We start from the raw sequence: 22,704 nt of genomic DNA on the forward strand, positions 1-22,704 counted from the left end.
ACACTGACTTGAAGTACTACATTGTTATACCCGCGCATAATGAAGAGGCTTTTTTAGAAAAAACCTTAAGCTCATTATCCGAACAGACCCTTCTTCCCAAAAAAGTAATCATTGTCAATGATAATTCTACCGACAATACCGAAGCTATAATCGATACCTACTGCGAGGGATACGGTTTTTATCAAAAATTGAACACAAGCTCCTCTAAGGAACACCTTCCCGGAAGTAAGGTCATCAATGCTTTCAGAAAAGGGTTGGCGCTTTTGGATGACGATTATGACTTTATCGTAAAACTCGATGCCGACTTAATCCTTCCCAAAAATTATTTTGAATCCATTGCCTCGGTTTTCAACGAAAACAAAAATATCGGTTTGGCCGGTGGGTTCGTTTACGAGCTCGATTCGAACAACGAATGGGTACTGAACCACCCCATGAACAAAAAACACGTCAGAGGGGCATTTAAAGCCTATACAAAGACATGTTTCAAAAGTATCGGCGGACTCAAAAACGCAATGGGTTGGGATACCGTTGATGAATTATTGACCCAATACCATGGTTTTGAAATAGCTACCTTGGATGAATTGAAAGTAAAGCATCTTCGCCCAACAGGAAAAGCCTACAATGCCAAAGCGAAACTCATGCAAGGTGAAGCCATGTACGCGATGGATTATGGATTTTGGCTAACTTTAATAGCTTCTTTCAAAATGGCGTTGAAACAGAAAAACCTGAAAACCCTTTATCATAATATGAAGGGCTATTTTAAGGCGAAGAAGACGCAGCATCAAAAAATGGTATCACCGGAAGAAGGAAAATTCATCCGTAGTTTAAGATGGAAGGGGATCCGGAAAAAGATTATCGGGTAAACAAAAAAACCACCCTAACGTTATCGTCAGGATGGCTTTTCAAAATTTTAAGTTCTATTCCTAGAAGCCTAATTCCTTTTTAACTTCAGGAAGAAGGTCTTTTCCTTTAGCGACTATCAATCCACCACCGGCTTGGGCATCGATCACATAATCGAACCCTTGGGCCGCAGCTACTTTTTCAATAGCGGCTTTGGCTTTTTCAGAGATTGGGGCGAACAATTCGGCTTGCTTTTTCTGAAGCTCCTGTTGGGCATTCTGTTGTGCCTCACCAATGTTCTTTTCGAACACCTGTAACTCCTGGGCCCTTTTTTGGTTTTCCTCCTCGGATTTAGAGGCTGACTCATTGGAATACTGGGTATATTTATTCTTCAACTCGGTCATTGAACTTTCTATATCGGCCCTGTAGGTTTCCTGTAGTTTCTTTAATTCGGCCTCAGCGGATTTCATCTCGGGCATTTGCGATAAAAGCTGGGTTACGTCTATATGTGCCACTTTACTTTGAGCTTGAACAAAACTTGTCGCTGCTACGAACAAAACCAAGGCAACTACTATTTTCTTTACTTCTTTCATGATTTCTAATTAAAATATTTGAGTGTTAATTTAAGTTAATGATTCTTACTATTTATTTGGTCTCTTCCGTCTCTTCTTGATCGGATTCCTTATTTCTCTCCTCTTCTTTCGCTTTCTTCTTGGCCTCTCTCTCTTCCAAGAGTTTCTTTCTACGTTCGTCGTAAGCCTTTTTACGTTCCTCCCTTATCTTTAATTGTTCGGCCCTTTTCTCCTCTGCTGTCTTTGCTCGAGCTTCCTCGGCTTGTTTGGCCAATTCTATCCGCTCTTTAAGAGCATCGCTCATTTCCTCTTCCGCTGGGGCATCGTCCCCTTCAAAATCAGACAAACGATTTTTGGTGTCCGATTTTTTAGGTTTACTTATTTTTCTTGTCCTTGCTATACCCCGCAACACCAAATCACTGATGTCGTGTCTTTTTTCGGAATACAACATTACAACATCCGCAGATTTATCAAAAATAAAATCATACTTTTTATTGGCCCCTATTTTCTGTACTTCATTAAAGACCTGATCCTGTATGGGCTGGATCAATCTCCTTTTCTGTAACACAAGGTCTCCCTGAGGGCCAAAACGATCCTGCTGATACTCGATCATTTCTTTTTCAAGTATGAGTATTTCTTCCTCTCGCTCTTCGATCAATTCATTGGTCAAAAGCACCTTTTCGGCCATCAAATCCTTTTTCATTTGCTCAACGACACTTTGCTTTTGCTCTATCTCTACCTTCCACTTTTCAACCTTATTTTCCAATTGATCCGTGGCCTCGCGATATTCCTCGACATTCTCCAAGATGTATTCCATGTCTACATAGGCTATCCTAACTCCACGTTGGGCGAAAGTCTGGTATGCTGAAAGCACTATGGCGACTAGTAAAAGAACTTTTGTTTTTGGTTTCATTTTTGATTCCGTTTTAATACATAGAAAATATCGTGCCAAAAATACTAAAACTTTTAAAATGAATAGTTTAGACTATGCCACGATTCTTAAATTAAAACTGTTGACCGATAATGAAGTGTGTTTGCCATCCACTGGGCCCTGTAGAACTGGATTGATAATCTTCATCGAAACCATACCCAAAGTCTATTCCCAATAATCCGAATGCCGGCATAAAAATCCTAAGCCCCACTCCGGCCGACCGTTTTATTTCAAACGGATTAAAGTCCTGAAAATTGTTGAAACCATTACCACCTTCTAAAAATGCCAATCCATAGATAGAGGCCGAAGGTTTTAAAGTAAGTGGATATCTTAGCTCCATAGAGAACTTATTATACAATAAAGCCCCATCAGACGAACCCGTATCAGGATTCAAAGGTGTCAATGCTTGGTTATCATAACCTCTCAATTGAACCACATCCCTACCATCCAAGGTAAAGTTACCCATACCATCTCCACCTACATAGAAACGCTCAAAAGGCACATCGCCCACTGCACTGTTGTAGCTGCCCAAGAAACCTAATTCAGCATTGGTCCTAAGTACCAGATCACCAACAAGGGTAGTATACCAATCCCCTTTGAATTTTACTTTATAATATTCCAACCATCTGAAACGTTCTTGGTCAACTTCTTCCAGACGATCCGACTCTTCCGTAGTAAGACCTTCTGAATATCTTTTATCGGTCAGCTCTTCACTCTCGTCTTTTAATTCCCTGAAATCCTTACTACTGAATAAGGAATAAGGAGGTGTGAACTTCCCGGTTATCTCAAAATTGGAACCTCCTCTCGGAAAGATCCTGCCACCTGCAGTGGCATTTCTGGAAATTCCCAAAGTATATGAAAAAGCATTGGAACTACCGTTACCGAAGTTGAACAACCCCAAGTTATAATCGTTGAATTCATAACGTTGATATCCCAAAGAATGCGAAATTACGAAGAAATCATCGGGCCATTGCACCTTTTTGGCCAATCCGGCAGAGACTCCCGTAATCGAGAAGCCCCGATCTTTATCAACTTCTATGGATCCAGAACTGGAATAACTTGAACTGAACTGTTTCGTCTGGGACAATGACAAATTGAAACGAACCGGTTTTTTACCTCCCAACCAAGGCTCGGAAAAATTCAAACTATATACACGATACGTTCTACTTGCCTGCAAACGCACGGCAAAACTCTGGCCATCACCCATGGGTACCGGCTTATATGCCTCCCCATTGAAAATATTACGCAAAGAAAAATTACTGAACGAAAGTCCCAAAGTACCGATGAAACCACCGCCACCATAACCTCCTTGTAGTTCTATCTGGCTAGATCCCGATTCAACAAGACCATAATCCAAATCCACGGTACCTTCATTAGGTTTAGGATTTATAATATCCGGTTTGATCTGCTCGGCATCGAAGAAACCAAGTTGCCCCAACTCACGAATACTCCTTATAATATCGGACTTGTTATATTTTTGACCTGGACGCGTTCTAAGCTCCCTGAAGATAACATGGTCATTGGTTTTATCATTACCGTTTATGGTAACGTGATCCAAGAAGGTTTCCTTACCTTCTACTATCCTAATTTCAAAATTAATGGTATCATTCTCCGCTGAAACCTCTACTGGATTGATACTTGAAAAAAGATACCCATTGTTTTGGTACAGACTGGTAACATCATTGGCATCAGGCTTGGTATCATCAGCGATACGTTCCCTTAAAAGTACACCATTATATGTAGAACCTTTTTTGATACCCAAAACCCTGCTTAACATCTGATCGGTATAAACACTATTACCAACGAAGTCGATATCCCCGAAATAGTACTTATTACCTTCCTCAACCTTGATTTTTATATTGATGTTGTTCTCATCAACGTTTTCTACGGTATCGGAAAGGATACGGGCATCCCTATAACCGTTTTCGGCATATTTATCTACAAGCAATGTTAAATCGGTCTCATAATCGTCTTTTATGAATTTCGATTTTTTCCAAAAACGACCCAGTTTCTTTTTCTTGGTATTTTTCAAGGCCTTGCGCAATTTTTTGGCAGGGATTTTATCATTGCCCTCAAAAATGATATCCTTTACTTTTACCTTATCCCCTTTATCAACATTGACGACCATGCTACGTGCATTGGTAGCCGAAGTATCTACCGCGGTTATAATATTGACCTTAGCATTCAAATACCCCTTCTTCTTGAATTGATTTTGAATATAATTCTTACTATTGGCAATAAGACTTTCGGTAATCTTCTTTCCTTTCTTAAGATCGGTATCCTTTAAGATCTCATCGACCTTTCTTTCTTTCACACCGTTCATTTTCACCTTTGACAAAGTAGGACGCTCAATGATATTAAGTTCAAGGAAAACATTGTCCCCTTGCACATCGGTCACATAAAAATCGATATCGGTAAAAAGTTCCAACCCCCATAGTTTGTTGATAATAGCACTGATCTGCTCCCCTGGAAGCGTAATGGGTTGACCTACCCGTAAACCGGTATAAGTCTTGACCGTCTGTTCATTATAACTTTGGAGTCCGGTAACCTCCAGACCTCCCAAAATATATTTTTTACCATCTTCGTAAGAAACATCTTGCGCCGAGGTAATTGTTACGATAAAAAGTAATAAGAAAGTAATTAATGGTTCAAGGGACATGAACCTTTTCATATCGCTAGTTGAGTTGTTCGCTAGTTTTTCCAAATCTTCGTTCTCTGTTCTGGTAGTCAATAATAGCTTCGATTAAATGTTGCTCTTTAAAATCGGGCCAATAGACATCAATGAAATATAATTCTGCATATGCAATTTGCCATAATAAAAAATTGCTTATCCGGTGTTCTCCACTGGTTCGGATTAGCAAGTCCACGTCAGGTAAATTGTGCGTGTAAAGATGGTTATTAATAATGGTTTCGTCAATATTTTCAGGAGAAATTATATTATTTTTAACTTTGACAGCAATCTGTTTAACAGCGTTCAACATTTCGTCCCGAGCCCCATAACTTAGTGCCAAGGTCAGGGTCATACCTGTATTTTCCTTGGTTTTTTCCATTACCTCCAAAAGTTCTTCGTAGGCATTTTTGGGCAATGCCTTAATATCCCCTATGGTATTGAAACGCACGTTGTTTTTATTAAAAGTCTTAAGCTCCTTTTTAAGGGAAGAAACCAAAAGCCTCATCAAGGTATCAATTTCGTATTTAGGTCGATTCCAATTTTCGGTTGAAAAGGTATAAAGGGTAAGATAATCGATCCCGAACTTAACACAACTTTCGACGGTTCTCCTGACTGTAGTAACGCCATTCTCATGACCAAAAACCCTAAGCCGGCCTTTTTCTTTGGCCCAACGACCATTACCATCCATTATAATAGCTATATGCCTAGGTTTTTTCCGATCGTCGATTTCTTCGATTGTATTCATGTCAGTTTTACTCAAAACAATCGGAACATGGCTTTCTACCAAAGGTATATGTTAAGGTTACCCCGGAAAAAACGTACCAATCGTCACTAAAAATATTACCAAAATCAACATCCAATTGTTGATTCACATTCGACTTTTCAGGGTTATTGGCATCCAGGTTATCCGTAAAGGTATATCTGGCCCCTACTTCTGCCCCAATAACCAAGAACTGATTCAACCTCATTTTAAGACCTACGATCATAGGAATGGCCAAAGAGCCATCTTTTTGATCAAGGCTCAATTGCTGACCTGCATCTATGTAATCATAGTCATACCTGAAATAGGTGAATCCCGTATACAGGTATGGCGTAAATGCCGGCCCTAACTTGTGAAGGTTGTACTCCACAAAATTGAACTCCAAACCTGCCGAAGCCTCAAAAATGGAATTGTTTACCACATAACCCCTCTGCTGCCTATCGGTCAGGTTCGACTTTGAATCATCGGCCGTAAATTTACCATAAATTAAACTAGCACGCCAAGCATATCGCCTACTTTTATTCCATTTGAACAAACCACCCACGGCTATGTCGGAAGGTGAAATGAAGTTGGTCCTACCCACATCACCAATATTATTGGCCCCACCGAGAAAAGCCCCAATTTCATAAGTCTGTGCACTCAGCGAAGCACCAAGTAAAAAAAGAATCGAAAAAAAATAATTCTTCATAAATTCTACAACGTTTGCAAATTAACCTTCAATTATGGATATATACCTTTTAATTAATACATCCATGTTCTCACATGATAAACAACATTTGAGGACAAATATTGTTTTCAAGGCCCTAATTGCGCTTATCCTCCCCCCACAATAATTTATTACGAAGTGTTTTCAAAAAACTCTCGGAAGTATATTCTATCATGTTTATGGTGAAGTCCGACTTTCTTATTTCTATATCAGTTCCATTGGCCACTGTTGCGATTCGAGAATCCAAAGAAACCAGATGCTGATCTTCCCTACCGGAAACCTTCAAACGAATCACGGTGTCATCTGAAATCACCAAAGGTCTGGCATTTAAATTGTGCGGTGCTATTGGTGTCAATACCAAAGATTTTGCCGTAGGAACGATTACCGGACCGCCACAACTCAGTGAATAGCCCGTAGAACCAGTGGGAGTGGAAACAATTAAACCATCTGCCCAGTATGATGTTAAATACTCCCCATTGAGATGGGTTTCTATCGTTATCATGGAGGTGGTATCCTTTCTACTTACGGCAATCTCGTTCAAAGCAAAGTTAAGATCACCGATTTCATCATATTGCACCCCTTCATTGACTTCGATCAAACTTCTTTCAACAATCGAATATTCCCCTTGCAAAAATGCTTGTACCACTTTGCGCACATCTTCCTTTTTGAATGTGGAAAGAAATCCCAGCCTTCCCGTATTCACACCTACTATAGGTATTCCTAAATCACGCACAAAGGTTGTTGCCCTAAGAATGGTACCATCGCCACCAAAACTGACGAACATGTCAAAAGAACTGTCCAACCCTGCGGTTTCAGAAAAAACCCCGTAGGCTTCCACATTCAATCTTTTGGACAAATGATGTTTAAATTGCTTTTCAATGACCACTGTTGCCGATTGCTTCTTGAGCTCATCCAAAAGTTCTTCTACATATTCCAGGGCATTGTCCTGGTACACCTGTCCGTATATGGCAACTTTCATGTATTTTCGTTTAATGGATTTTCAATAGCCAATACTACTAATGAGAAAAACGAAATCCATCTTACCTGATATATTCTTTTCATTAAACCCTCATGGATTAGCGATTTCACAAACAACCAAATTAACAGATTGTCTTTTACACATTCAAATACTTATTCAAATAGTCCGACCTTTGCTTCAGATCATCTATAAACTGATCATCTACATTCCCGAACAACACACTATAATTATAACGCCTGAACGTCTGTAGAACCTCGTTCATTGATTCACCGCTTATCTTAATCGTAATCTGAACCTCTTCATTGTTCATTTCGGATATAAAACCACCTATGAACTTACTATTGTTACTTTCAACGATCTGCACGATCTCACTAAAGGAATAATCTTTCAGTTCTTTACTTACGACCAATATACCGCCCGGTTCTGTAAAAAATGGCATTTCAATGAATACACTTACAATATCCGTAATATCATAGTACCCTAGGATCTCATCTTCGGCACCCAAGACAGGAACCAAATTAGCCTCATTTCGGGCAAAGGTCTCTAGCACATCGAACCAACTGGTATCCTTTCGAACAAAAAACGACTCCAGGCTGTATTTGAAATCCTCAATTTTACGGCCCACATCAAAACTTTCCAAATCATTTTCATTGAACACCCCTATAAACCTTTTCTCATGCACAATGGCAACATGGGAATAGGTGTTTTCAACAAAGAACTGGACCAAACCCTCTAAAGGTTCATCGACCTCAAAAACAGGTATTGATGTTATAATGTGTGTTTGAATCTGCATAGCTTTAAATAAAACGCAAAATACTAATTAAATATATCAAAAGGCATGCCTATTTTGTATTTTTGCCTTTTAACATATGTTATATTTTCCCATGACGAAGCTTAGTGTAAATATCAACAAAATAGCCACCTTGAGAAATTCCAGGGGAGGCAATGTACCCGATGTACTAAAAGTCGCCAAGGATATTGAATCTTTTGGTGCCCAAGGAATAACCATACACCCTAGACCTGACGAAAGACACATTCGTTATCAGGATGCACGGGATTTAAAAAGTGTGGTCACGACTGAGTTCAATATTGAAGGTAACCCGATACAAAAATTCATTGATCTTGTTCTAGAGGTACAACCAACACAAGTAACTTTGGTACCCGACTCCATTGACGCCATTACCTCCAATGCAGGATGGGATACCATTACCCACAAAACTTTTTTAAAGGAGGTGATCGCGACCTTTAAACAAAACGGGATACGAACATCGATTTTTGTTGATGCCGACATCAAAATGGTAGAAGGGGCCGCGGAAACAGGAACAGACCGCATTGAACTTTACACGGAAAGCTACGCGGAAGCTTTTTCCAAAGGGCAAACAAATGGCATTTTACCGTTTATCAAGGCTGCAGAGGCGGCCACCAAATCGGATTTGGGTATAAATGCCGGCCATGACCTGAGTTTAGAGAACATAAAACATTTTAAAGAAAACATACCAAATTTGTTGGAAGTATCCATAGGGCATGCATTGATCTGCGAATCGCTCTACCTAGGATTGGAAAATGTTGTGAACATGTATTTGAACAAACTACGATGAATCCGATATTACATTCCAATATTTTAGGAACAGGGCAACCCCTTTTGATCCTGCATGGTTTTTTGGGAATGTCGGATAACTGGAAAACCCTTGGCTCCCAATACGCTAAAGAGGGACTTCAAGTTCATTTGATAGACCAGCGTAACCATGGCAGAAGCTTCCATTCAGAAGAATTCAACTATGACATTCTTGCCGAAGACCTAAAAACCTATATCGAAGCCCACGATTTGGAGGATGTCATTATATTAGGACATTCCATGGGAGGAAAGACAGCGATGCAGTTTGCAATTAGCTACCCGAATTTACTCAGTAAATTGATAGTGGCCGATATCGCCCCAAAATATTACCCCCCTCACCACCAGTTCATCATCGACGGGCTGAACCAATTGGATTTCGATCAGATAAAATCAAGGGGACAGGCCGATTCAGAATTGAGCAAATACATACCAGAAATAGGCATACGCCAATTTTTACTTAAAAATCTTTATTGGATCGAGAAAGGAAAACTCGCATTTCGGTTCAACCTGAAGGTTTTAAGCAATAAAATGGAGGAAATTGGCGAAAATCTTAGTGCCACAGACCAAAATACAGGCCCTACCCTCTTTTTGCGCGGAGAAAAATCAGAGTATATAAGCCCTTCGGACAACGAGGTTATCCTAAGGCATTTTCCTAACGCCAGAATTGGGACCATCGACAAAGCAGGACACTGGTTACATGCAGAAAATCCCGTTCAGTTTTTCAATAAAACGATTGACTTCATAAAATCATAATAAATACCATCTTTTATTATGCGTGCATAATTTTTTTACTCCATTTATTGCGAATGTGATAATTTTAATTAAATTTGGATTTATCCAGTTTAACTAATTAACTCAAACAACGCAATGAAAAAGTTCCTTTCAACACTGGCGATCTGTGCCTTATTATTTGTCTCCTGTAGTGATGATGACCCTACAGTAGAGACCACGCCAACAGATAGCACCCCCATAACTTACACCAGTGGTTCTGCCGATTTTTCAAATTATGTTGCCGTTGGTAATTCACTTACTGCCGGCTATTCCGATGCCGCACTTTTTGTAGACGGTCAAACCAACTCCCTTCCTGCCATGTTAGCATCGAATTTTGCTTTGGTAGGTGGTGGCGATTTCAACATTCCATTCATGTCAGACAACCTTGGTGGCGCCTCTTTGGGTGGTGCACCGATTTTAGGAAACAGATTGGTATTATCCTTTGCTTCAGGCTCACCGACCCCTACACCTGTAGAAGGTTCAGGTTCAACGGAAATAACGAATACACTTTCAGGAACCTTTAACAACATGGGGGTTCCCGGGGCGAAAAGCTATCATTTAGGCGCTCCTGGTTATGGTAATGTCGCCGGGGTGGCCGATGGGTTGGCCAATCCGTATTTTGCAAGATTCGCATCAAGCGCCACCGCCACGGTAATCGGTGACGCCGTTGCACAAAACCCTACGTTCTTTTCCCTATGGATAGGAAACAATGACATATTAAGTTACGCTACGGGCGGTGGCGTGGGCGTTGACCAAAAAGATAATTTAGATCCATCTACTTACGGAAGCTCAGATATAACCGACCCTAACGTTTTCGCGAGTGTCTATGACGGACTTTTACAGGCATTAACAGCAAATGGTGCTGACGGGGTGGTTGCTAACATTCCGGATATTACCACCATACCTTATTTCACAACAGTTCCACACAACCCTTTAGACCCTACGAATCCTGATTTTGGACCACAAATTCCTACGCTAAACGCAACCTTCGCACAATTGAACGGGGTATTTGAATATTTAGGTGTTCCCGAGAGGGCAATCGAATTCTCAACGACAAGCGCTAGCTCACTAGTTATAAAAGATGATTCCTTAATGGATCTATCTGCCCAAATAACACAGGTTTTGGTCGGTGGTGGCCTTGACGCCGGTACTGCCGGAATATACGGTTACCTTTATGGGCAAGCGCGTATGGCCAATGAAGATGATCTTATCGTGTTCCCTAGCCAAGCGGTTATCGCTCAATTGAACGAGGAAGCCTTTGCCACGCTACAAAATTTAGGCTTACCAGCTGCCAATGCAGGACAGTTGGCCGTTAACGGAATCACGTATCCTTTAGAAGACAAATGGGTACTTACCCCAGCAGAGCAAGAGCCCGTAGCTACCGCACATGCAGCTTATAACCAAACCATCGAAAACCTGGCCAACCAATATGACCTCGCCTTTGTTGATGTTGCATCCTTTTTAACTACCGTTGCAAATGAAGGAATCCAATTACCGGACGGTAGTACATTAACCGCTACCTATGCAACAGGGGGTGGATTCTCCCTTGATGGTGTACACCCGTCACCAAGAGGCTATTCCCTATTGGCACTTCTATTCATAGATGCGATCAACACAAAGTACGGTTCCGATTTACCCGGCGTAAATCCTTTGGATTATAAAGGACTTTATATTAATTAATAGAAAATATTTTTTTACTTTTAAAGGTATCGGGAAACCCCGATACCTTTTTCAATTTATAAACATTTCATCTATGAAACTTATCTTACGTATTCTTCTTAGTGCCTTGGCAGTGGTCGTACTCTCCAAAATATTGCCAGGTGTCGGGGTAGACAACTACACAACTGCCATCATCGTTGCCATAGTCCTGAGTTTATTGAACTTTATCGTTAAACCGATTCTAGTGATATTGACCCTTCCCGTGACCATCCTGACCTTAGGACTTTTCTTATTGATCATCAATGCGATCATTATATTATTGGCTGATAATCTGATTACCGGGTTTTCCGTGGACAGTATTTGGTGGGCCCTTTTATTCAGCCTTCTACTTTCTTTTTTACAATCGATACTATTTTCATTATTGAAAGAAGACTGAATAAAACCATTTATAGTTTGGAATACAGCAACTTAAAAACTTGCTCGGGTATACAAAATGTACTACTTTTGCATGCCATTTAAATAAAATGGACTGAAATGCAAGGAAGGCCTCTCGTTATTCAATATATGGGAGAACATGAAAAAATAACCCCTTTCTTCCGGTTTGCCCAAGCGAACATGAAGAAGGATGTATGCAAAATTAAGATACGCAAATGAACATCACGAAAGAGCAAATTGACGATTTAAACGCAGTTGTAAAAGTTGCCATTACCAAGGAAGACTATCAAGACAAGGTAGAAAGCATCCTTAATGATTATAGAAAACAGGCGAACATCCCTGGTTTCAGAAAAGGCCATGTTCCTATGGGCATGATCAAAAAACAATATGGCAAAGCGGTTTTGGTCGATGAGGTCAACAAACTTCTTCAAGACAACCTCAACAAATACCTTACCGAGGAAAAATTGGACGTATTGGGAAATCCACTACCTAAACAACAGGATAATTTTGATTGGGACAATGACCAATTGGATTTTGAATTTGAATTAGGCCTTGCCCCATCTTTCGAAGTTCCCTTGAAGACCAAAAAAGCCTTGACGCAATATAAAATCGTCGCTGACGATAAAATGATCAACGAACAAGTTGAGCGTATTCAAAAACAATACGGTAAATTGGTGAGCCAAAACGAAATAGCCAAGGACTACGAGGTAATCGGCACATTTAAGAACGAAGAAGAGGAAATCGAAAACAAGACCACTTTAGAGTTGGACAAGGTCAAAAGCAAAACAGCTTTGAAAGCCTTGATCGGTAAAAAAATAGGTGATGAGGTCGTTCTTGCCACTAAAGGACTTTTCAAGGAAGATTACCTACTTTCAAGCGTTTTGGGTGTTTCCCAGGAAAAAGCAAAAGACTTGGATATTGAAGTAGCTTTCACCATTGAGGAAATCAATGAAAGGGAAGCTGCCGCACTTGACCAAGAATTATTTGACAAACTTTTCGGTAAGGACGCCATTAAATCGGAAGAAGAACTGAAAGCCCGTATCAAGGAAGATTCCGAAAAACAGTTTGAACAACAGTCCGACCAAAAATTATTGAATGATGTTACCGAATATTTCATCGAGAACATAAAATTCGACCTTCCATCTGAATTCTTGACCAAGTGGATCAAAACAACAGGGGAGCAACCGCTTTCCGATGACCAAGCAAGTGAGGAATATGAGAAATCAGAAAAAGGATTGCGCTACCAATTGATCGAAGGGAAAATCATTAAGGACAACGATATCCAAATCCAATTTGACGAACTTAAGGAGTTCGCCAAAGGATTCATAAAAACGCAAATGGCACAATTTGGCCAATTGGACCCTCAAGAAGAGGAATTGGATAATATAGCCGCCCGGGTTTTGGGTAACCAAGACGAGGTCAAAAGACTTTCTGAACAATTGATGAGCCAAAAATTGCTTACCCTTTATAAGGAAAAAGTAAATTTAAAGACTAAAGAAGTTACTTACGAAAACTTTGTTAAAGAAGTTTACGGATAATATTTGGGCCAAAAAGCAAATTCCTTTGCTTTAAATGTCTCATTAAAATAAGTATCTTTACGGTGCCGAAGCGTTGTTTTCGGCACCTTTTTTATCTAAAATATTGAAGAAGAACCACATGGATTACGGAAAAGAGTTCAAAAATTACGCGATAAACCATCAGGGAATCAGTAGCATGTATTATGATAAGATCATGAGCAGCATGTACCCTATGAACATGACCCCAAACATTATTGAGGAAAGGCAATTGAACGCCATTGCCATGGACGTGTTCTCAAGATTGATGATGGATAGGATAATTTTCCTAGGAACGGGCATCAACGACCAAGTTGCGAACATCGTACAGGCCCAATTGTTGTTTTTGGAAAGTGCAGATGCCTCCAAAGACATTCAGATATATATTAACTCCCCTGGAGGAAGTGTTTATGCCGGTTTAGGCATCTACGACACCATGCAATTCATTAAACCCGATGTAGCTACGATCTGCACAGGAATGGCCGCTTCGATGGGCGCGGTTTTATTATGCGCCGGCGAAAAGGGAAAACGTAGTGGCCTTACCCACTCACGTGTTATGATCCACCAACCTATGGGCGGTGCACAAGGACAGGCAAGTGATATCGAAATAACTGCAAGGGAAATCCTTAAATTAAAGGATGAACTTTATGAGATTATCTCGAAGCATTCCGGTCAAACTTTGGAAAAAGTACAAGAAGATAGTGACAGGGATTACTGGATGAAAGCAGAAGAGGCCATGAAATATGGCATGATCGATGAGATCCTAGTAAGGGACAAGGAGTAATACCGACAAATTCAACAAATATCACCTCTGTTCCATAGGTGATAAACCAAAATCAAAATTCTATCGTTATTTTAGATAGAAAACTTATACTATGGCTAAAGAAAATTTAGAATGTTCTTTTTGTGGAAGGAAAAAACCGGAGACCAATCTTTTGATCGCCGGTCTGGATGCACATATATGTGATCGCTGTATCGAACAAGCCCACGGCATTGTTGCCGAGGAGTCAAATCAAGCCAAAAACAATGACCTATCTTCAGAATTGGTATTGAAAAAACCAATGGAGATCAAGAATTTTTTGGATACTTTCATCATAGGGCAAGAACAGACTAAGAAAGTAATGTCGGTTGCTGTGTACAACCACTACAAAAGATTACTACAGCCTAGTAGCAAAGAAGACGATATTGAGATACAAAAGAGTAACATTATCATGGTGGGCCAAACCGGTACAGGAAAGACCCTTATGGCAAAAACCATTGCAAAAATGCTCAATGTACCTTTGGCCATTGTCGATGCTACCGTACTTACCGAGGCAGGTTATGTAGGTGAGGACGTGGAAAGCATCTTAACCCGTTTATTACAGGCCGCAGATTATAATCTTGAGAAAGCTGAACGTGGAATCGTATTTATCGATGAAATAGATAAAATCGCCAGAAAGAGCGATAATCCATCTATAACCAGGGATGTTTCCGGCGAAGGTGTGCAACAAGGCCTTCTTAAATTATTGGAAGGAACAGTTGTGAATGTGCCACCTAAAGGAGGTAGAAAGCACCCAGACCAAAAGTTCATCGAGGTAAACACCGAAAATATACTTTTCATTGCAGGTGGTGCCTTTGACGGGATAGAAAGGGCGATAACCAAACGTTTGAACATGCAAGCAGTAGGCTATAGTGCCTCCAAAGCCGATGAGCACATAGATGAGGACAATATTCTTCAATATATTATTCCAAAGGATTTAAAAGAGTTTGGACTTATTCCCGAGATCATAGGAAGATTACCGGTATTGACTTTTATGAACCCATTAGATGAAAAAGCATTGCGGGCCATATTAACTGAGCCTAAAAATGCAATCATAAAGCAATATGAGAAGTTATTTGCCATGGATGACATCACATTCACAATAACCGATCAAGCTTTGGATTACATCGTTAAAAAAGCAGTTGAATATAAATTGGGTGCCAGGGGACTTCGTTCTTTATGTGAAGCGATCTTTACAGATGCCATGTTCGAAATGCCCAGCAACGGGGAAACCGAATTCAAGGTTTCCAAACCTTATGCCGAAAATAAATTATCCTATGAGACCATTAAGAAACTAAAAGCGGTTTCTTAATACGGGTTACATTTACTTTTGGTTTACTTTCGATTTTGTGGGTTACCAGTGACAAAAGGTCTTTCGACACCTTCTTTATGACAGCATCATTGACATAAAGCCTATGACCATAACTTTCGATGATTTCTTCCTTTATGCCGTGCATTTCGGAAAACCAATCATTTGTAGGTAATTCCGCATCTAAATCGCCGAACAACAACCTTGTAGGTATTTTCGGGGCATTATTGAACTGATGTATCCCTTTAGGGGATATGGCATATAACGATTTCATCGGCAAACCTTTTAAACCAGCCTTCCACGCTATGGTCGCGCCGATACCAAAGGCCAAATAATGGCAAGGCTCCTTTTGCAATTTTACCAATTCCCCAACTGCAGTATCAATACCACCCTTAAAAAAAGCAGTATGTATCGTCTCTTCGGAATCTGTATCCAAATCCAATTTCGCCAAACGTTGACTATCTAAATAGGTAAGGTTAAAGTACTGCTGAAGGTAAACTAAATAAGAGTTGGCCCATATGCCCTTTTTAGCACCCCATGTATCCGATATTACAACAAGTCGTTCTGCCATGATGTTGATTAAAGGTTAGTAGAATTACTAATTTCAACCCTTAATTCCGAAAACCAACATTTATTTGTTTATCTGAAGTAATTCCTCGATATAGTCCCTTTTGTTCGACAATCTTGGTATCTTATGTTGCCCGCCCAACTTGTTTTTTGATTTAAGCCAATCATAGAACAGATTTTCCCTAGCTGCATGCACTTTAGGCATTTTCAAGGTAATGTTATTGTACCTTTTCGCTTCGTAATCAGAATTGAGGGATTTCAGTGCATTGTCCAAAACCTCGGTAAAATAATTAAGGTCATCAGGTGCTTTCCTGAATTCAATTATCCATTCATGGGCTCCTTTTTCCTTACCGACCATAAAAATCGGCGCTACCGTATAATCCTTGATCTCAGCCCCCGTTTTGGCACAGATTTGCTTAAGGGCTTCTTCGGCATTCTCAATGATCAATTCTTCCCCAAATACATTGATAAAATGCTTGGTTCTTCCGGTAATACGAATTCTATACGGACTAGTAGAAGTGAAACGAACCGTATCCCCTATCTTATATCGCCATAAGCCGGAATTGGTGGTAATGATAATCGCATAATTCGTATTCACTTTCACCTCCCAAAGTGGAATGGCCTTTTGTTCATTCGTTTTATAGGTATCCATCGGAATGAATTCATAAAAAATACCATAATCGAGCATCAATAAAAGGTCATCCGCATTATTTCTGTCCTGAATAGCGAAAAACCCTTCTGAAGCATTATAGATTTCGTAATACTTAAAACTTTTACGTGGCAATAAATTCTGGTATTGTTCTTTATAAGGAACAAAACTTACGCCACCATGGAAATAAACCTCTAGATTTTCCCAAACTTGGAATAAATTATCTTTCCCTGATTCTTGAAGTACATTGTTTAACAGCACCAACATCCAAGAGGGTACACCGGCCAAACTGGTAACATTCTCTTGGGTACTTTCATGAATGATCGCCTTGAGTTTACTCTCCCATTCACTCATGAGCGACACCTTGTTACTCGGTGTACTGCTGAACTCTGCCCAAAGCGGCATATTATCGATCAAGATAGCAGATAGATCCCCAAAGAAAGAATCGTTATCCTTATAAAGCTCCTTACTGCCGCCCAAACGAAGACTCTTACCTGTGAACAACTGGGAATTCTCATTATTGTTCAAATACAGGCACAAAAGATCCTTGCCCGATTTATAATGACAGTCTTCCAACGCCTCGGAACTTACCGGGATAAATTTACTTTTGGCATTTGTGGTACCACTACTTTTGGCAAACCATTTGATAGAGGTTGGCCAAAAAACATTTTGTTCCCCCTTTCTTGTTCGCTCTATCATTGGCTCTAACTCCTCATAAGAAATGATAGGCACACGTTCCCGAAAGCTTTGATAGTTTGTAATGGACTCAAAATCATAGGTTCTACCTATTTCCGTATCCTCGGCAATTTCGAGCAATTGATGTAACACCTCTTCCTGCACTTCGGCCGGATACTTCAAAAAAAGTTCTATCTGGTGATAGCGTTTCTTTAGCAACCAGCTTGCTATGGAATTAAATAAAGGTATGGGCATTTTTGGGTATCTTTAACAAGTTAAAAATAACCTATATAGTTATCATTTTCAAATAGAATACCGAATAAGAATCACGAATATGCAATACGAGGGAGTACTACGAAAAATGCAGACCGAAATGGGTAGCCCCATTCAATATTATATGCTTTTTGAAGACGATTTTTTAAATGTGAACCAACTTCTGAACAAAGAAGTTCAAATAGAATTCATAAAATACCAATGTCTAAATTGTGGAAAGGACTTGCCCATTTTTAGACAAGGTTTTTGTAAATCTTGCTTTTTTGAAACTCCCTCGGCCGGCGATTGGATCATGAGGCCCGAATTGAGTACGGCCCATCTCGGCAAGGAGGATCGCGACCTTGAATACGAGAAAAAAGTCCAACTGCAGCCACATATTGTTTATTTGGCCAATTCTAGCAACATAAAGGTCGGGGTAACGAGAAAATCACAAGTACCCACAAGATGGATTGACCAAGGTGCCCATGAGGCCATTGAAATCGTTGAAGTACCCAACCGATATTTGGCCGGCATTACCGAAGTTGCCCTTAAAGACCATATTGGTGATAAGACCAATTGGCGCAAGATGCTTACGAATAATGTCGACGATGAAGATCTGGTCACATGGCGTAATAAACTTAAGGAATACATTCCTGAAGAAGCAGTAGATTATTTTATCGATAATAACCAAGAAACCCACATGGAGTTTCCCGTGCTACAATATCCTGAAAAGGTAAAAAGCCTAAACCTTACCAAGACCCCTATCTATAAAGGGATATTAAAGGGCATAAAAGGGCAATACCTTATTTTCGAGGACAATACCGTTTTCAATGTACGTGGCAGTGAGGGGTATTATGTGGGGATAGGCATTATTTGAGTTTATTTATAAAAGATTTTTTTAACCGAGGTTTTAAATCTTCTAGAGAATATTCGATATATCCATTGGGTATTACAGATTTGTAATTGCCCCCTAAGCCGTTATAATGAAAATGGATTGCCGTAAAATTTTCATCCTTCAAAATGAGTTCGAAATTATTTAAATCGGATAATTGAAAAGGGTCTTTGGTCTCCATATATTCGGCGATGATGTCATATTCGTAGTCTTCTTCTTCGTAGTTACTTAACTCATTGGAGAGTTGATCGGTATACTTTTCATTAATTTCATTTAAAACCAGAAGAGGTTCCTCAAATAAATCTGTAAAAATCAAACGTTTTTCAGAATTTATATCATAACATCCGTATTTAAAAAAACTATCGGCACTACCTAATTGATTATACGAATATGCAATATTTAACAACTCGTTTTTACCTCCGCGAATTTCGTACCCTTCGGCAATGTAGTCGCAGTCCTGAAGATTTTCTTCTAGGCATTCTTTCAACATCGTTTTTTTATGGGATAATCGTTGCTCAGGAAGTTTAGAACGCAAAAACTTGTTTTCTGAAAGCTCCTGAATAACACTTAATAATCCACTTGGAGATTTGTCCGAAGTTTTAGATGAAAGCTCATTTACATAAACAAAACCGTTATTGTGCGCTATTGAGTCTTTTTGAACTAACAACACCTCTTCCGACATTTTTGACGGATTTTGAGCATTACAAGAGAACAGCAAAAAGCTTAGTGTTATTAAAATGAGTTTCTTCATAATGTAAACAAATATATAATCTATTCGTTATCGGGCTCTGCCTCAGCATTTATTTCATTAACGATTTTTTTTGCTTCTTCATCATCATCCTTCCATTTCTCAAAATAAGCCTTTGCTTCCTCTTTCTGAGATTCTGTACCATTATCATAAATGTCTTTATAGTGCCTTACAATGTTGAAAGCATCTTTCTTTCTTGCATTTTTGTAATATTTCTTTCGAAAAGGAAGGCCGCCAGTATCATTGATAGCATTAACATCTTCCTGCTGCATGCGAAAATTCCATTTTCAACTTGTGATGTTACCCATAAAACTTATATCCATAGCATGCTCAATAGCATGGTTACTGTTAAAAAAATCACCTACAGTTTTCATTTATTTTTGTAAGTATCCCTCCATCATGAATTTTATAAGATAACGCTTTGAAGTGTTTTTCAAAACCAATAAGTTCTGCAATTCCTATCATTTTCAAAAAAACAGGTAAATCCTCACTTTGTCCTATATTGCATTTTGGAGAAACAGAATGATAGGATTGAGGTTGATTAAACATTAAAACAATTCAAATCTCACCCATCATCATCAACTTCTCTGAAAACAAAAGCATCATTAAAAAGATGCTTTAGTAATCATATTTTCTAAAATTATAGGGTTCCACAACGACTACCGGTCTTCTAAACAGCTTTTTTTTCTTTAAACGGTTTTTTTATGAGCCTTCCTCGAACTCATTTTTCGCATCTTGAATTATTTTACCTGTTTTTCCATCAATGATAATATCATAAATGTAAATTCCTTCTATGTATGAAAAACGCCAATTACCATTCTCATTTCGTATTGTGGTATTGTCTGTGTCTTTTATATCTACTTTGCGTTTTTGCAAATATTCTAATAAATCTTCCCAAGTATATTCAAAGCCCTTGTCGTAATCTGTTTCTTCTAATAACTCTCCTTTTTTGTTGTATTCTTTCCATATGCCTTTTTGAAAATCATTATTTAAGTATTCTCCTTCCAATTGTAAATTCCCATTTTTATAATATCTTCTATATTTTTCAAAATAAGAGTCTTTCAATTTTACAATTTCTTCATAAAAATTAGCAGATTCTCTTTGTTCAATGATAGTTCCATTGTCGAGTGTGTCGATATACCTATTTAAATGGTTTTTATTTTTATTAAATGCTGCTATATCAAATTTTCCCATTGTCCTAATTTTTTGTGCATTACAGCTACTAAATAGTATTGTTAACGCTATAACTGTAATTTTTTTCATTTTATTCTAGTTTAATAAGTGGGTTATTCCACAATTTCTTCCATTGCCATAACCATGTTAAAATACGCTTTTTACTACCGTATTTTGACTGATGTGAATAATCCATAATGTTATACGTTTCTCCTTTTTTATAACTATAAGGATGACTTTTGCTTGGTGAAAAAGTATGATATAAACCTAAGGCGTGTAATGCTTCATGTGCTGTGGTTGAAGTATTATGACCTTGGAATAAGACAACGGCATCCGAATTGATATCTTTTGCCTGGCCATTTATTCTACCATCTTCGGTTCCTGCTTTATTAAAAGTTGGACACTTATCACCGATAAAATAAACTTTTAAGAAGTCTTTGTATTTTTTGTCCATTTTTTTATTTAAATAATCATGTAACCCTGTTCTTTCATCAATATATCCTTTTCCCTTTCCTGCAAATTTTTTATTAAAGTTTTTGTCGGTTGTTAAATCTAAAGGAGTGACAACAATAGTAGGTTTTATTAAAGCTTGTTTTAGGTACTTCTTTAAAAATGGTTTTTTTCCAGTGGACTTACCTTCTTTTGTACTTTTTTTAATATTTAAGTGAGTTTTAACTTCTACAAACACGACTTCCACTTTTTTACGGCTCGCTTTATCATTTTTAAGGATATTGAGCTGCCCAAGTTGTTCCTTTTTGTACATTACCTTAATGGTTTGGTCTGTACTAAACTCCTTAAGGCATTCAATAATTAAATGGTCATCTAAATGTTTTTTGCCTTTGCTTTGAGCAGGCACTTTATCAGTATTCAGCTTAAAAAATGATTTGTCATAATCTAAAGTTAAGTCTAATTTTTTTGGATTTTCTACAGTTTCTATTTGCAAACTTAATTTTTGAGAATCATTTGGGTAAATGGTTAGCCAACTTTGAATATATTCTATTTCCTTTCCATTACCGTCTTTATACCACGGAAAGGTTACCGTTTTGTACTGGTCATCTTTTAGGCTGTCGTATTTTTTATCATCTGGATATTTTTTAAATTTTTCTACCCATTTCTTTTTTGTTTTATCATATTCATAATTTGTTCCTAAAATATCTTTGTAAGTAAGCTTATCGTTTTTAACTTTTTTATCTCGTATAAAGTCAAAACCATATTCGCCATCATAACCCTTATTTGGCCTAAAATCCACTATAACTTTTGGTGGTGGAACAAGCTGTAAGGCACTACTGGTTTTACCAGTACCTTTATGGCTGACCTTGGCCACTAGTCCGTCGACATCGGCAACTCTAAATTCTTCCCATTCGTTTTTAATTTTAAGGGTATTGAGTTGTGCTGTCCCCTCTTCGGTAAGGTATTCGGTAAAAGAAAGTGTTTTCTGTCCTTTCTCGAATTCCGTTCCATCCTCCTTTTCAATGGTGATTTCCACGCTGCCGCCGTCAGGATTGGCAACGGCGATCTCCAAGGCCACTTTTTGACCATAAGTGGTCTCATCGATTGTTTCCCCATCGTTGTTTTTCCATTTTATCGAAGACAATTTTGGCCTTAGCACTAAGGGTACGGGTGTAGCCTCGACTTTTTCCCTGTCCAAATCAGTCATCTTCCACCATTTTTCAAAGACCATATCTCCAATACGAAGGATTCCTGGGGATAAAACAAAACTATCTATGGCAGGCTCACCGTTAAAGGCCGTGAATTCCCGCTGATAGTTAACGATATAGGTGTCAAAAAACTCATAATCCACCAGTTTTGACATACCATCCCGTCTGTAAAACCGTATATACCCCTCACACATGGTATCGGGTGAAAGGGCAAGTCCCAAAAGATCCGTGGTTCCATCTGCCTCTATAGTAAGACTGAAAACCCCGCCCCTTGGTAAGGTCGCTGGTTTAAAACTATCGGGGTCGATCTGTTGGTAAAATTGTATGTTCGTATCCAATACGTTGATCGCCCGACCGTTGATAAATAGTTTAGCAAGAAAACTCATCACTCTTATTCCTTATTTTCTGGATATAAAGTACAATTTTCCTACTTAATCTATGATAATATTAAGCCGTATTCGTTAAAATGCAAAATTAGAAACCTCTTGCT

Annotated in this window: 22 protein-coding genes; 9 read left to right on the plus strand and 13 right to left on the minus strand. The window is 38.8% G+C overall.

The features are described 5' to 3' along the window. Positions 1 to 8: 8 nt before the first annotated feature. Positions 9 to 863 carry a glycosyltransferase family 2 protein gene (locus GJ691_RS03845; protein ID WP_154363960.1) on the plus strand — a complete coding sequence of 285 codons (855 nt, stop codon included), beginning with the start codon at positions 9 to 11 and terminating at the stop codon, positions 861 to 863. Positions 864 to 923: 60 nt separating this feature from the next. Here the strand turns inward: GJ691_RS03845 and GJ691_RS03850 are convergent, their stop codons facing one another. The 7 genes from GJ691_RS03850 to GJ691_RS03880 all read right to left on the minus strand — a co-directional run bounded on the left by GJ691_RS03850 (position 924) and on the right by GJ691_RS03880 (position 8,252). Further along, entirely contained in the window at positions 924 to 1,433 is a 510-nt protein-coding gene (locus GJ691_RS03850) for an OmpH/Skp family outer membrane protein (RefSeq protein WP_109649605.1), read from the minus strand. A 52-nt stretch (positions 1,434 to 1,485) separates the two neighbouring features. Next, positions 1,486 to 2,325, minus strand: coding sequence for an OmpH/Skp family outer membrane protein (locus GJ691_RS03855; RefSeq protein WP_154363962.1), 840 nt, complete (start codon positions 2,323 to 2,325; stop codon positions 1,486 to 1,488). Between the two features lie 91 nt (positions 2,326 to 2,416). Further along, the gene (locus GJ691_RS03860) at positions 2,417 to 5,014 is read right to left on the minus strand and encodes a BamA/OMP85 family outer membrane protein (RefSeq protein WP_154364725.1); all 2,598 of its coding nucleotides are present in this window, start codon (positions 5,012 to 5,014) and stop codon (positions 2,417 to 2,419) included. Between the two features lie 4 nt (positions 5,015 to 5,018). Further along, a complete protein-coding gene (gene uppS / locus GJ691_RS03865) occupies positions 5,019 to 5,759 on the minus strand; it encodes an undecaprenyl pyrophosphate synthase (protein ID WP_154363964.1) in 741 nt (246 codons plus the stop codon). Between the two features lie 7 nt (positions 5,760 to 5,766). Further along, positions 5,767 to 6,462, minus strand: coding sequence for a type IX secretion system protein PorG (porG, locus tag GJ691_RS03870; protein ID WP_154363966.1), 696 nt, complete (start codon positions 6,460 to 6,462; stop codon positions 5,767 to 5,769). A 115-nt stretch (positions 6,463 to 6,577) separates the two neighbouring features. After that, positions 6,578 to 7,459, minus strand: a complete 882-nt coding sequence (locus tag GJ691_RS03875) for an NAD kinase (RefSeq protein WP_154363968.1) — start codon at positions 7,457 to 7,459, stop codon at positions 6,578 to 6,580. 136 nt (positions 7,460 to 7,595) lie between these two features. Beyond that, positions 7,596 to 8,252 (minus strand): CBS domain-containing protein, encoded by a 657-nt coding sequence (locus GJ691_RS03880; RefSeq protein ID WP_154363970.1) that lies wholly within the window; start codon positions 8,250 to 8,252, stop codon positions 7,596 to 7,598. A gap of 91 nt (positions 8,253 to 8,343) precedes the next feature. Here GJ691_RS03880 and GJ691_RS03885 point away from each other — a divergent pair, with 91 nt between their 5' ends. The 7 genes from GJ691_RS03885 (at position 8,344) to clpX (ending at position 15,603) form a co-directional block, all read left to right on the plus strand. Then, positions 8,344 to 9,057 carry a pyridoxine 5'-phosphate synthase gene (locus GJ691_RS03885; RefSeq protein ID WP_154363972.1) on the plus strand — a complete coding sequence of 238 codons (714 nt, stop codon included), beginning with the start codon at positions 8,344 to 8,346 and terminating at the stop codon, positions 9,055 to 9,057. Continuing rightward, positions 9,054 to 9,827: an alpha/beta fold hydrolase gene (locus GJ691_RS03890; protein WP_154363974.1), complete on the plus strand. Its 774-nt coding sequence runs from the start codon at positions 9,054 to 9,056 to the stop codon at positions 9,825 to 9,827. Before GJ691_RS03885 ends, GJ691_RS03890 begins: the two co-directional genes overlap by 4 nt. A 114-nt stretch (positions 9,828 to 9,941) precedes the next feature. After that, on the plus strand, positions 9,942 to 11,525 hold the full coding sequence (locus tag GJ691_RS03895; RefSeq protein ID WP_154363976.1) for an SGNH/GDSL hydrolase family protein: 1,584 nt from the start codon (positions 9,942 to 9,944) through the stop codon (positions 11,523 to 11,525). 73 nt (positions 11,526 to 11,598) lie between these two features. Continuing rightward, complete coding sequence (locus tag GJ691_RS03900; RefSeq protein ID WP_154363978.1) at positions 11,599 to 11,940, plus strand: phage holin family protein; 342 nt, start codon at positions 11,599 to 11,601, stop codon at positions 11,938 to 11,940. 214 nt (positions 11,941 to 12,154) lie between these two features. Continuing rightward, a complete protein-coding gene (tig, locus tag GJ691_RS03905) occupies positions 12,155 to 13,477 on the plus strand; it encodes a trigger factor (RefSeq protein WP_154363986.1) in 1,323 nt (440 codons plus the stop codon). Between the two features lie 118 nt (positions 13,478 to 13,595). After that, positions 13,596 to 14,276 carry an ATP-dependent Clp endopeptidase proteolytic subunit ClpP gene (clpP, locus tag GJ691_RS03910; protein ID WP_154364727.1) on the plus strand — a complete coding sequence of 227 codons (681 nt, stop codon included), beginning with the start codon at positions 13,596 to 13,598 and terminating at the stop codon, positions 14,274 to 14,276. A gap of 91 nt (positions 14,277 to 14,367) precedes the next feature. Further along, positions 14,368 to 15,603: an ATP-dependent Clp protease ATP-binding subunit ClpX gene (gene clpX, locus GJ691_RS03915; RefSeq protein ID WP_154363988.1), complete on the plus strand. Its 1,236-nt coding sequence runs from the start codon at positions 14,368 to 14,370 to the stop codon at positions 15,601 to 15,603. Here clpX and GJ691_RS03920 read toward each other — a convergent pair. Together GJ691_RS03920 and GJ691_RS03925 are read right to left on the minus strand one after the other, a co-directional pair. Continuing rightward, positions 15,578 to 16,171: a hypothetical protein gene (locus GJ691_RS03920; RefSeq protein ID WP_154363990.1), complete on the minus strand. Its 594-nt coding sequence runs from the start codon at positions 16,169 to 16,171 to the stop codon at positions 15,578 to 15,580. The genes clpX and GJ691_RS03920 overlap by 26 nt on opposite strands. Before the next feature lie 60 nt (positions 16,172 to 16,231). Beyond that, on the minus strand, positions 16,232 to 17,746 hold the full coding sequence (locus tag GJ691_RS03925) for a GH3 auxin-responsive promoter family protein (RefSeq protein ID WP_154363992.1): 1,515 nt from the start codon (positions 17,744 to 17,746) through the stop codon (positions 16,232 to 16,234). 79 nt (positions 17,747 to 17,825) lie between these two features. Between GJ691_RS03925 and GJ691_RS03930 the strand changes: the two genes are divergently transcribed. Beyond that, positions 17,826 to 18,620, plus strand: coding sequence for a DUF2797 domain-containing protein (locus tag GJ691_RS03930; protein WP_154363994.1), 795 nt, complete (start codon positions 17,826 to 17,828; stop codon positions 18,618 to 18,620). On the opposite strand, the gene GJ691_RS03935 is transcribed toward GJ691_RS03930, so the two are convergent. The 4 genes from GJ691_RS03935 to tssD form a co-directional block, all read right to left on the minus strand. Beyond that, positions 18,613 to 19,386 carry a hypothetical protein gene (locus GJ691_RS03935; protein WP_154363996.1) on the minus strand — a complete coding sequence of 258 codons (774 nt, stop codon included), beginning with the start codon at positions 19,384 to 19,386 and terminating at the stop codon, positions 18,613 to 18,615. The genes GJ691_RS03930 and GJ691_RS03935 overlap by 8 nt on opposite strands. A gap of 20 nt (positions 19,387 to 19,406) precedes the next feature. Then, positions 19,407 to 19,655 carry a hypothetical protein gene (locus tag GJ691_RS03940; RefSeq protein WP_154363997.1) on the minus strand — a complete coding sequence of 83 codons (249 nt, stop codon included), beginning with the start codon at positions 19,653 to 19,655 and terminating at the stop codon, positions 19,407 to 19,409. A 430-nt stretch (positions 19,656 to 20,085) separates the two neighbouring features. Continuing rightward, positions 20,086 to 20,646, minus strand: coding sequence for a toxin-antitoxin system YwqK family antitoxin (locus tag GJ691_RS03945; RefSeq protein WP_154363999.1), 561 nt, complete (start codon positions 20,644 to 20,646; stop codon positions 20,086 to 20,088). A 1-nt stretch (position 20,647) separates the two neighbouring features. Beyond that, on the minus strand, positions 20,648 to 22,600 hold the full coding sequence (gene tssD / locus GJ691_RS03950; RefSeq protein ID WP_154364001.1) for a type VI secretion system tube protein TssD: 1,953 nt from the start codon (positions 22,598 to 22,600) through the stop codon (positions 20,648 to 20,650). Between the last annotated feature and the right edge of the window lie 104 nt (positions 22,601 to 22,704).

The sequence above is a fragment of the Maribacter luteus genome, assembly GCF_009674825.1.
Lineage (GTDB): Bacteria > Bacteroidota > Bacteroidia > Flavobacteriales > Flavobacteriaceae > Maribacter_A > Maribacter_A luteus.

Excerpts from the sequence above, each read along its gene's own strand:
- GJ691_RS03850 (WP_109649605.1), bottom strand. The coding sequence starts at position 1,433 with ATGAAAGAAGTAAAGAAAATAGTAGTTGCCTTGGTTTTGTTCGTAGCA.
- GJ691_RS03855 (WP_154363962.1), bottom strand. The coding sequence starts at position 2,325 with ATGAAACCAAAAACAAAAGTTCTTTTACTAGTCGCCATAGTGCTTTCA.
- GJ691_RS03860 (WP_154364725.1), bottom strand. The coding sequence starts at position 5,014 with ATGAAAAGGTTCATGTCCCTTGAACCATTAATTACTTTCTTATTACTT.
- uppS (WP_154363964.1), bottom strand. The coding sequence starts at position 5,759 with ATGAATACAATCGAAGAAATCGACGATCGGAAAAAACCTAGGCATATA.
- porG (WP_154363966.1), bottom strand. The coding sequence starts at position 6,462 with ATGAAGAATTATTTTTTTTCGATTCTTTTTTTACTTGGTGCTTCGCTG.
- GJ691_RS03875 (WP_154363968.1), bottom strand. The coding sequence starts at position 7,459 with ATGAAAGTTGCCATATACGGACAGGTGTACCAGGACAATGCCCTGGAA.
- GJ691_RS03880 (WP_154363970.1), bottom strand. The coding sequence starts at position 8,252 with ATGCAGATTCAAACACACATTATAACATCAATACCTGTTTTTGAGGTC.
- GJ691_RS03885 (WP_154363972.1), top strand. The coding sequence starts at position 8,344 with ATGACGAAGCTTAGTGTAAATATCAACAAAATAGCCACCTTGAGAAAT.
- GJ691_RS03890 (WP_154363974.1), top strand. The coding sequence starts at position 9,054 with ATGAATCCGATATTACATTCCAATATTTTAGGAACAGGGCAACCCCTT.
- GJ691_RS03895 (WP_154363976.1), top strand. The coding sequence starts at position 9,942 with ATGAAAAAGTTCCTTTCAACACTGGCGATCTGTGCCTTATTATTTGTC.
- GJ691_RS03900 (WP_154363978.1), top strand. The coding sequence starts at position 11,599 with ATGAAACTTATCTTACGTATTCTTCTTAGTGCCTTGGCAGTGGTCGTA.
- tig (WP_154363986.1), top strand. The coding sequence starts at position 12,155 with ATGAACATCACGAAAGAGCAAATTGACGATTTAAACGCAGTTGTAAAA.
- clpP (WP_154364727.1), top strand. The coding sequence starts at position 13,596 with ATGGATTACGGAAAAGAGTTCAAAAATTACGCGATAAACCATCAGGGA.
- clpX (WP_154363988.1), top strand. The coding sequence starts at position 14,368 with ATGGCTAAAGAAAATTTAGAATGTTCTTTTTGTGGAAGGAAAAAACCG.
- GJ691_RS03920 (WP_154363990.1), bottom strand. The coding sequence starts at position 16,171 with ATGGCAGAACGACTTGTTGTAATATCGGATACATGGGGTGCTAAAAAG.
- GJ691_RS03925 (WP_154363992.1), bottom strand. The coding sequence starts at position 17,746 with ATGCCCATACCTTTATTTAATTCCATAGCAAGCTGGTTGCTAAAGAAA.
- GJ691_RS03930 (WP_154363994.1), top strand. The coding sequence starts at position 17,826 with ATGCAATACGAGGGAGTACTACGAAAAATGCAGACCGAAATGGGTAGC.
- GJ691_RS03935 (WP_154363996.1), bottom strand. The coding sequence starts at position 19,386 with ATGAAGAAACTCATTTTAATAACACTAAGCTTTTTGCTGTTCTCTTGT.
- GJ691_RS03940 (WP_154363997.1), bottom strand. The coding sequence starts at position 19,655 with ATGCAGCAGGAAGATGTTAATGCTATCAATGATACTGGCGGCCTTCCT.
- GJ691_RS03945 (WP_154363999.1), bottom strand. The coding sequence starts at position 20,646 with ATGAAAAAAATTACAGTTATAGCGTTAACAATACTATTTAGTAGCTGT.
- tssD (WP_154364001.1), bottom strand. The coding sequence starts at position 22,600 with ATGAGTTTTCTTGCTAAACTATTTATCAACGGTCGGGCGATCAACGTA.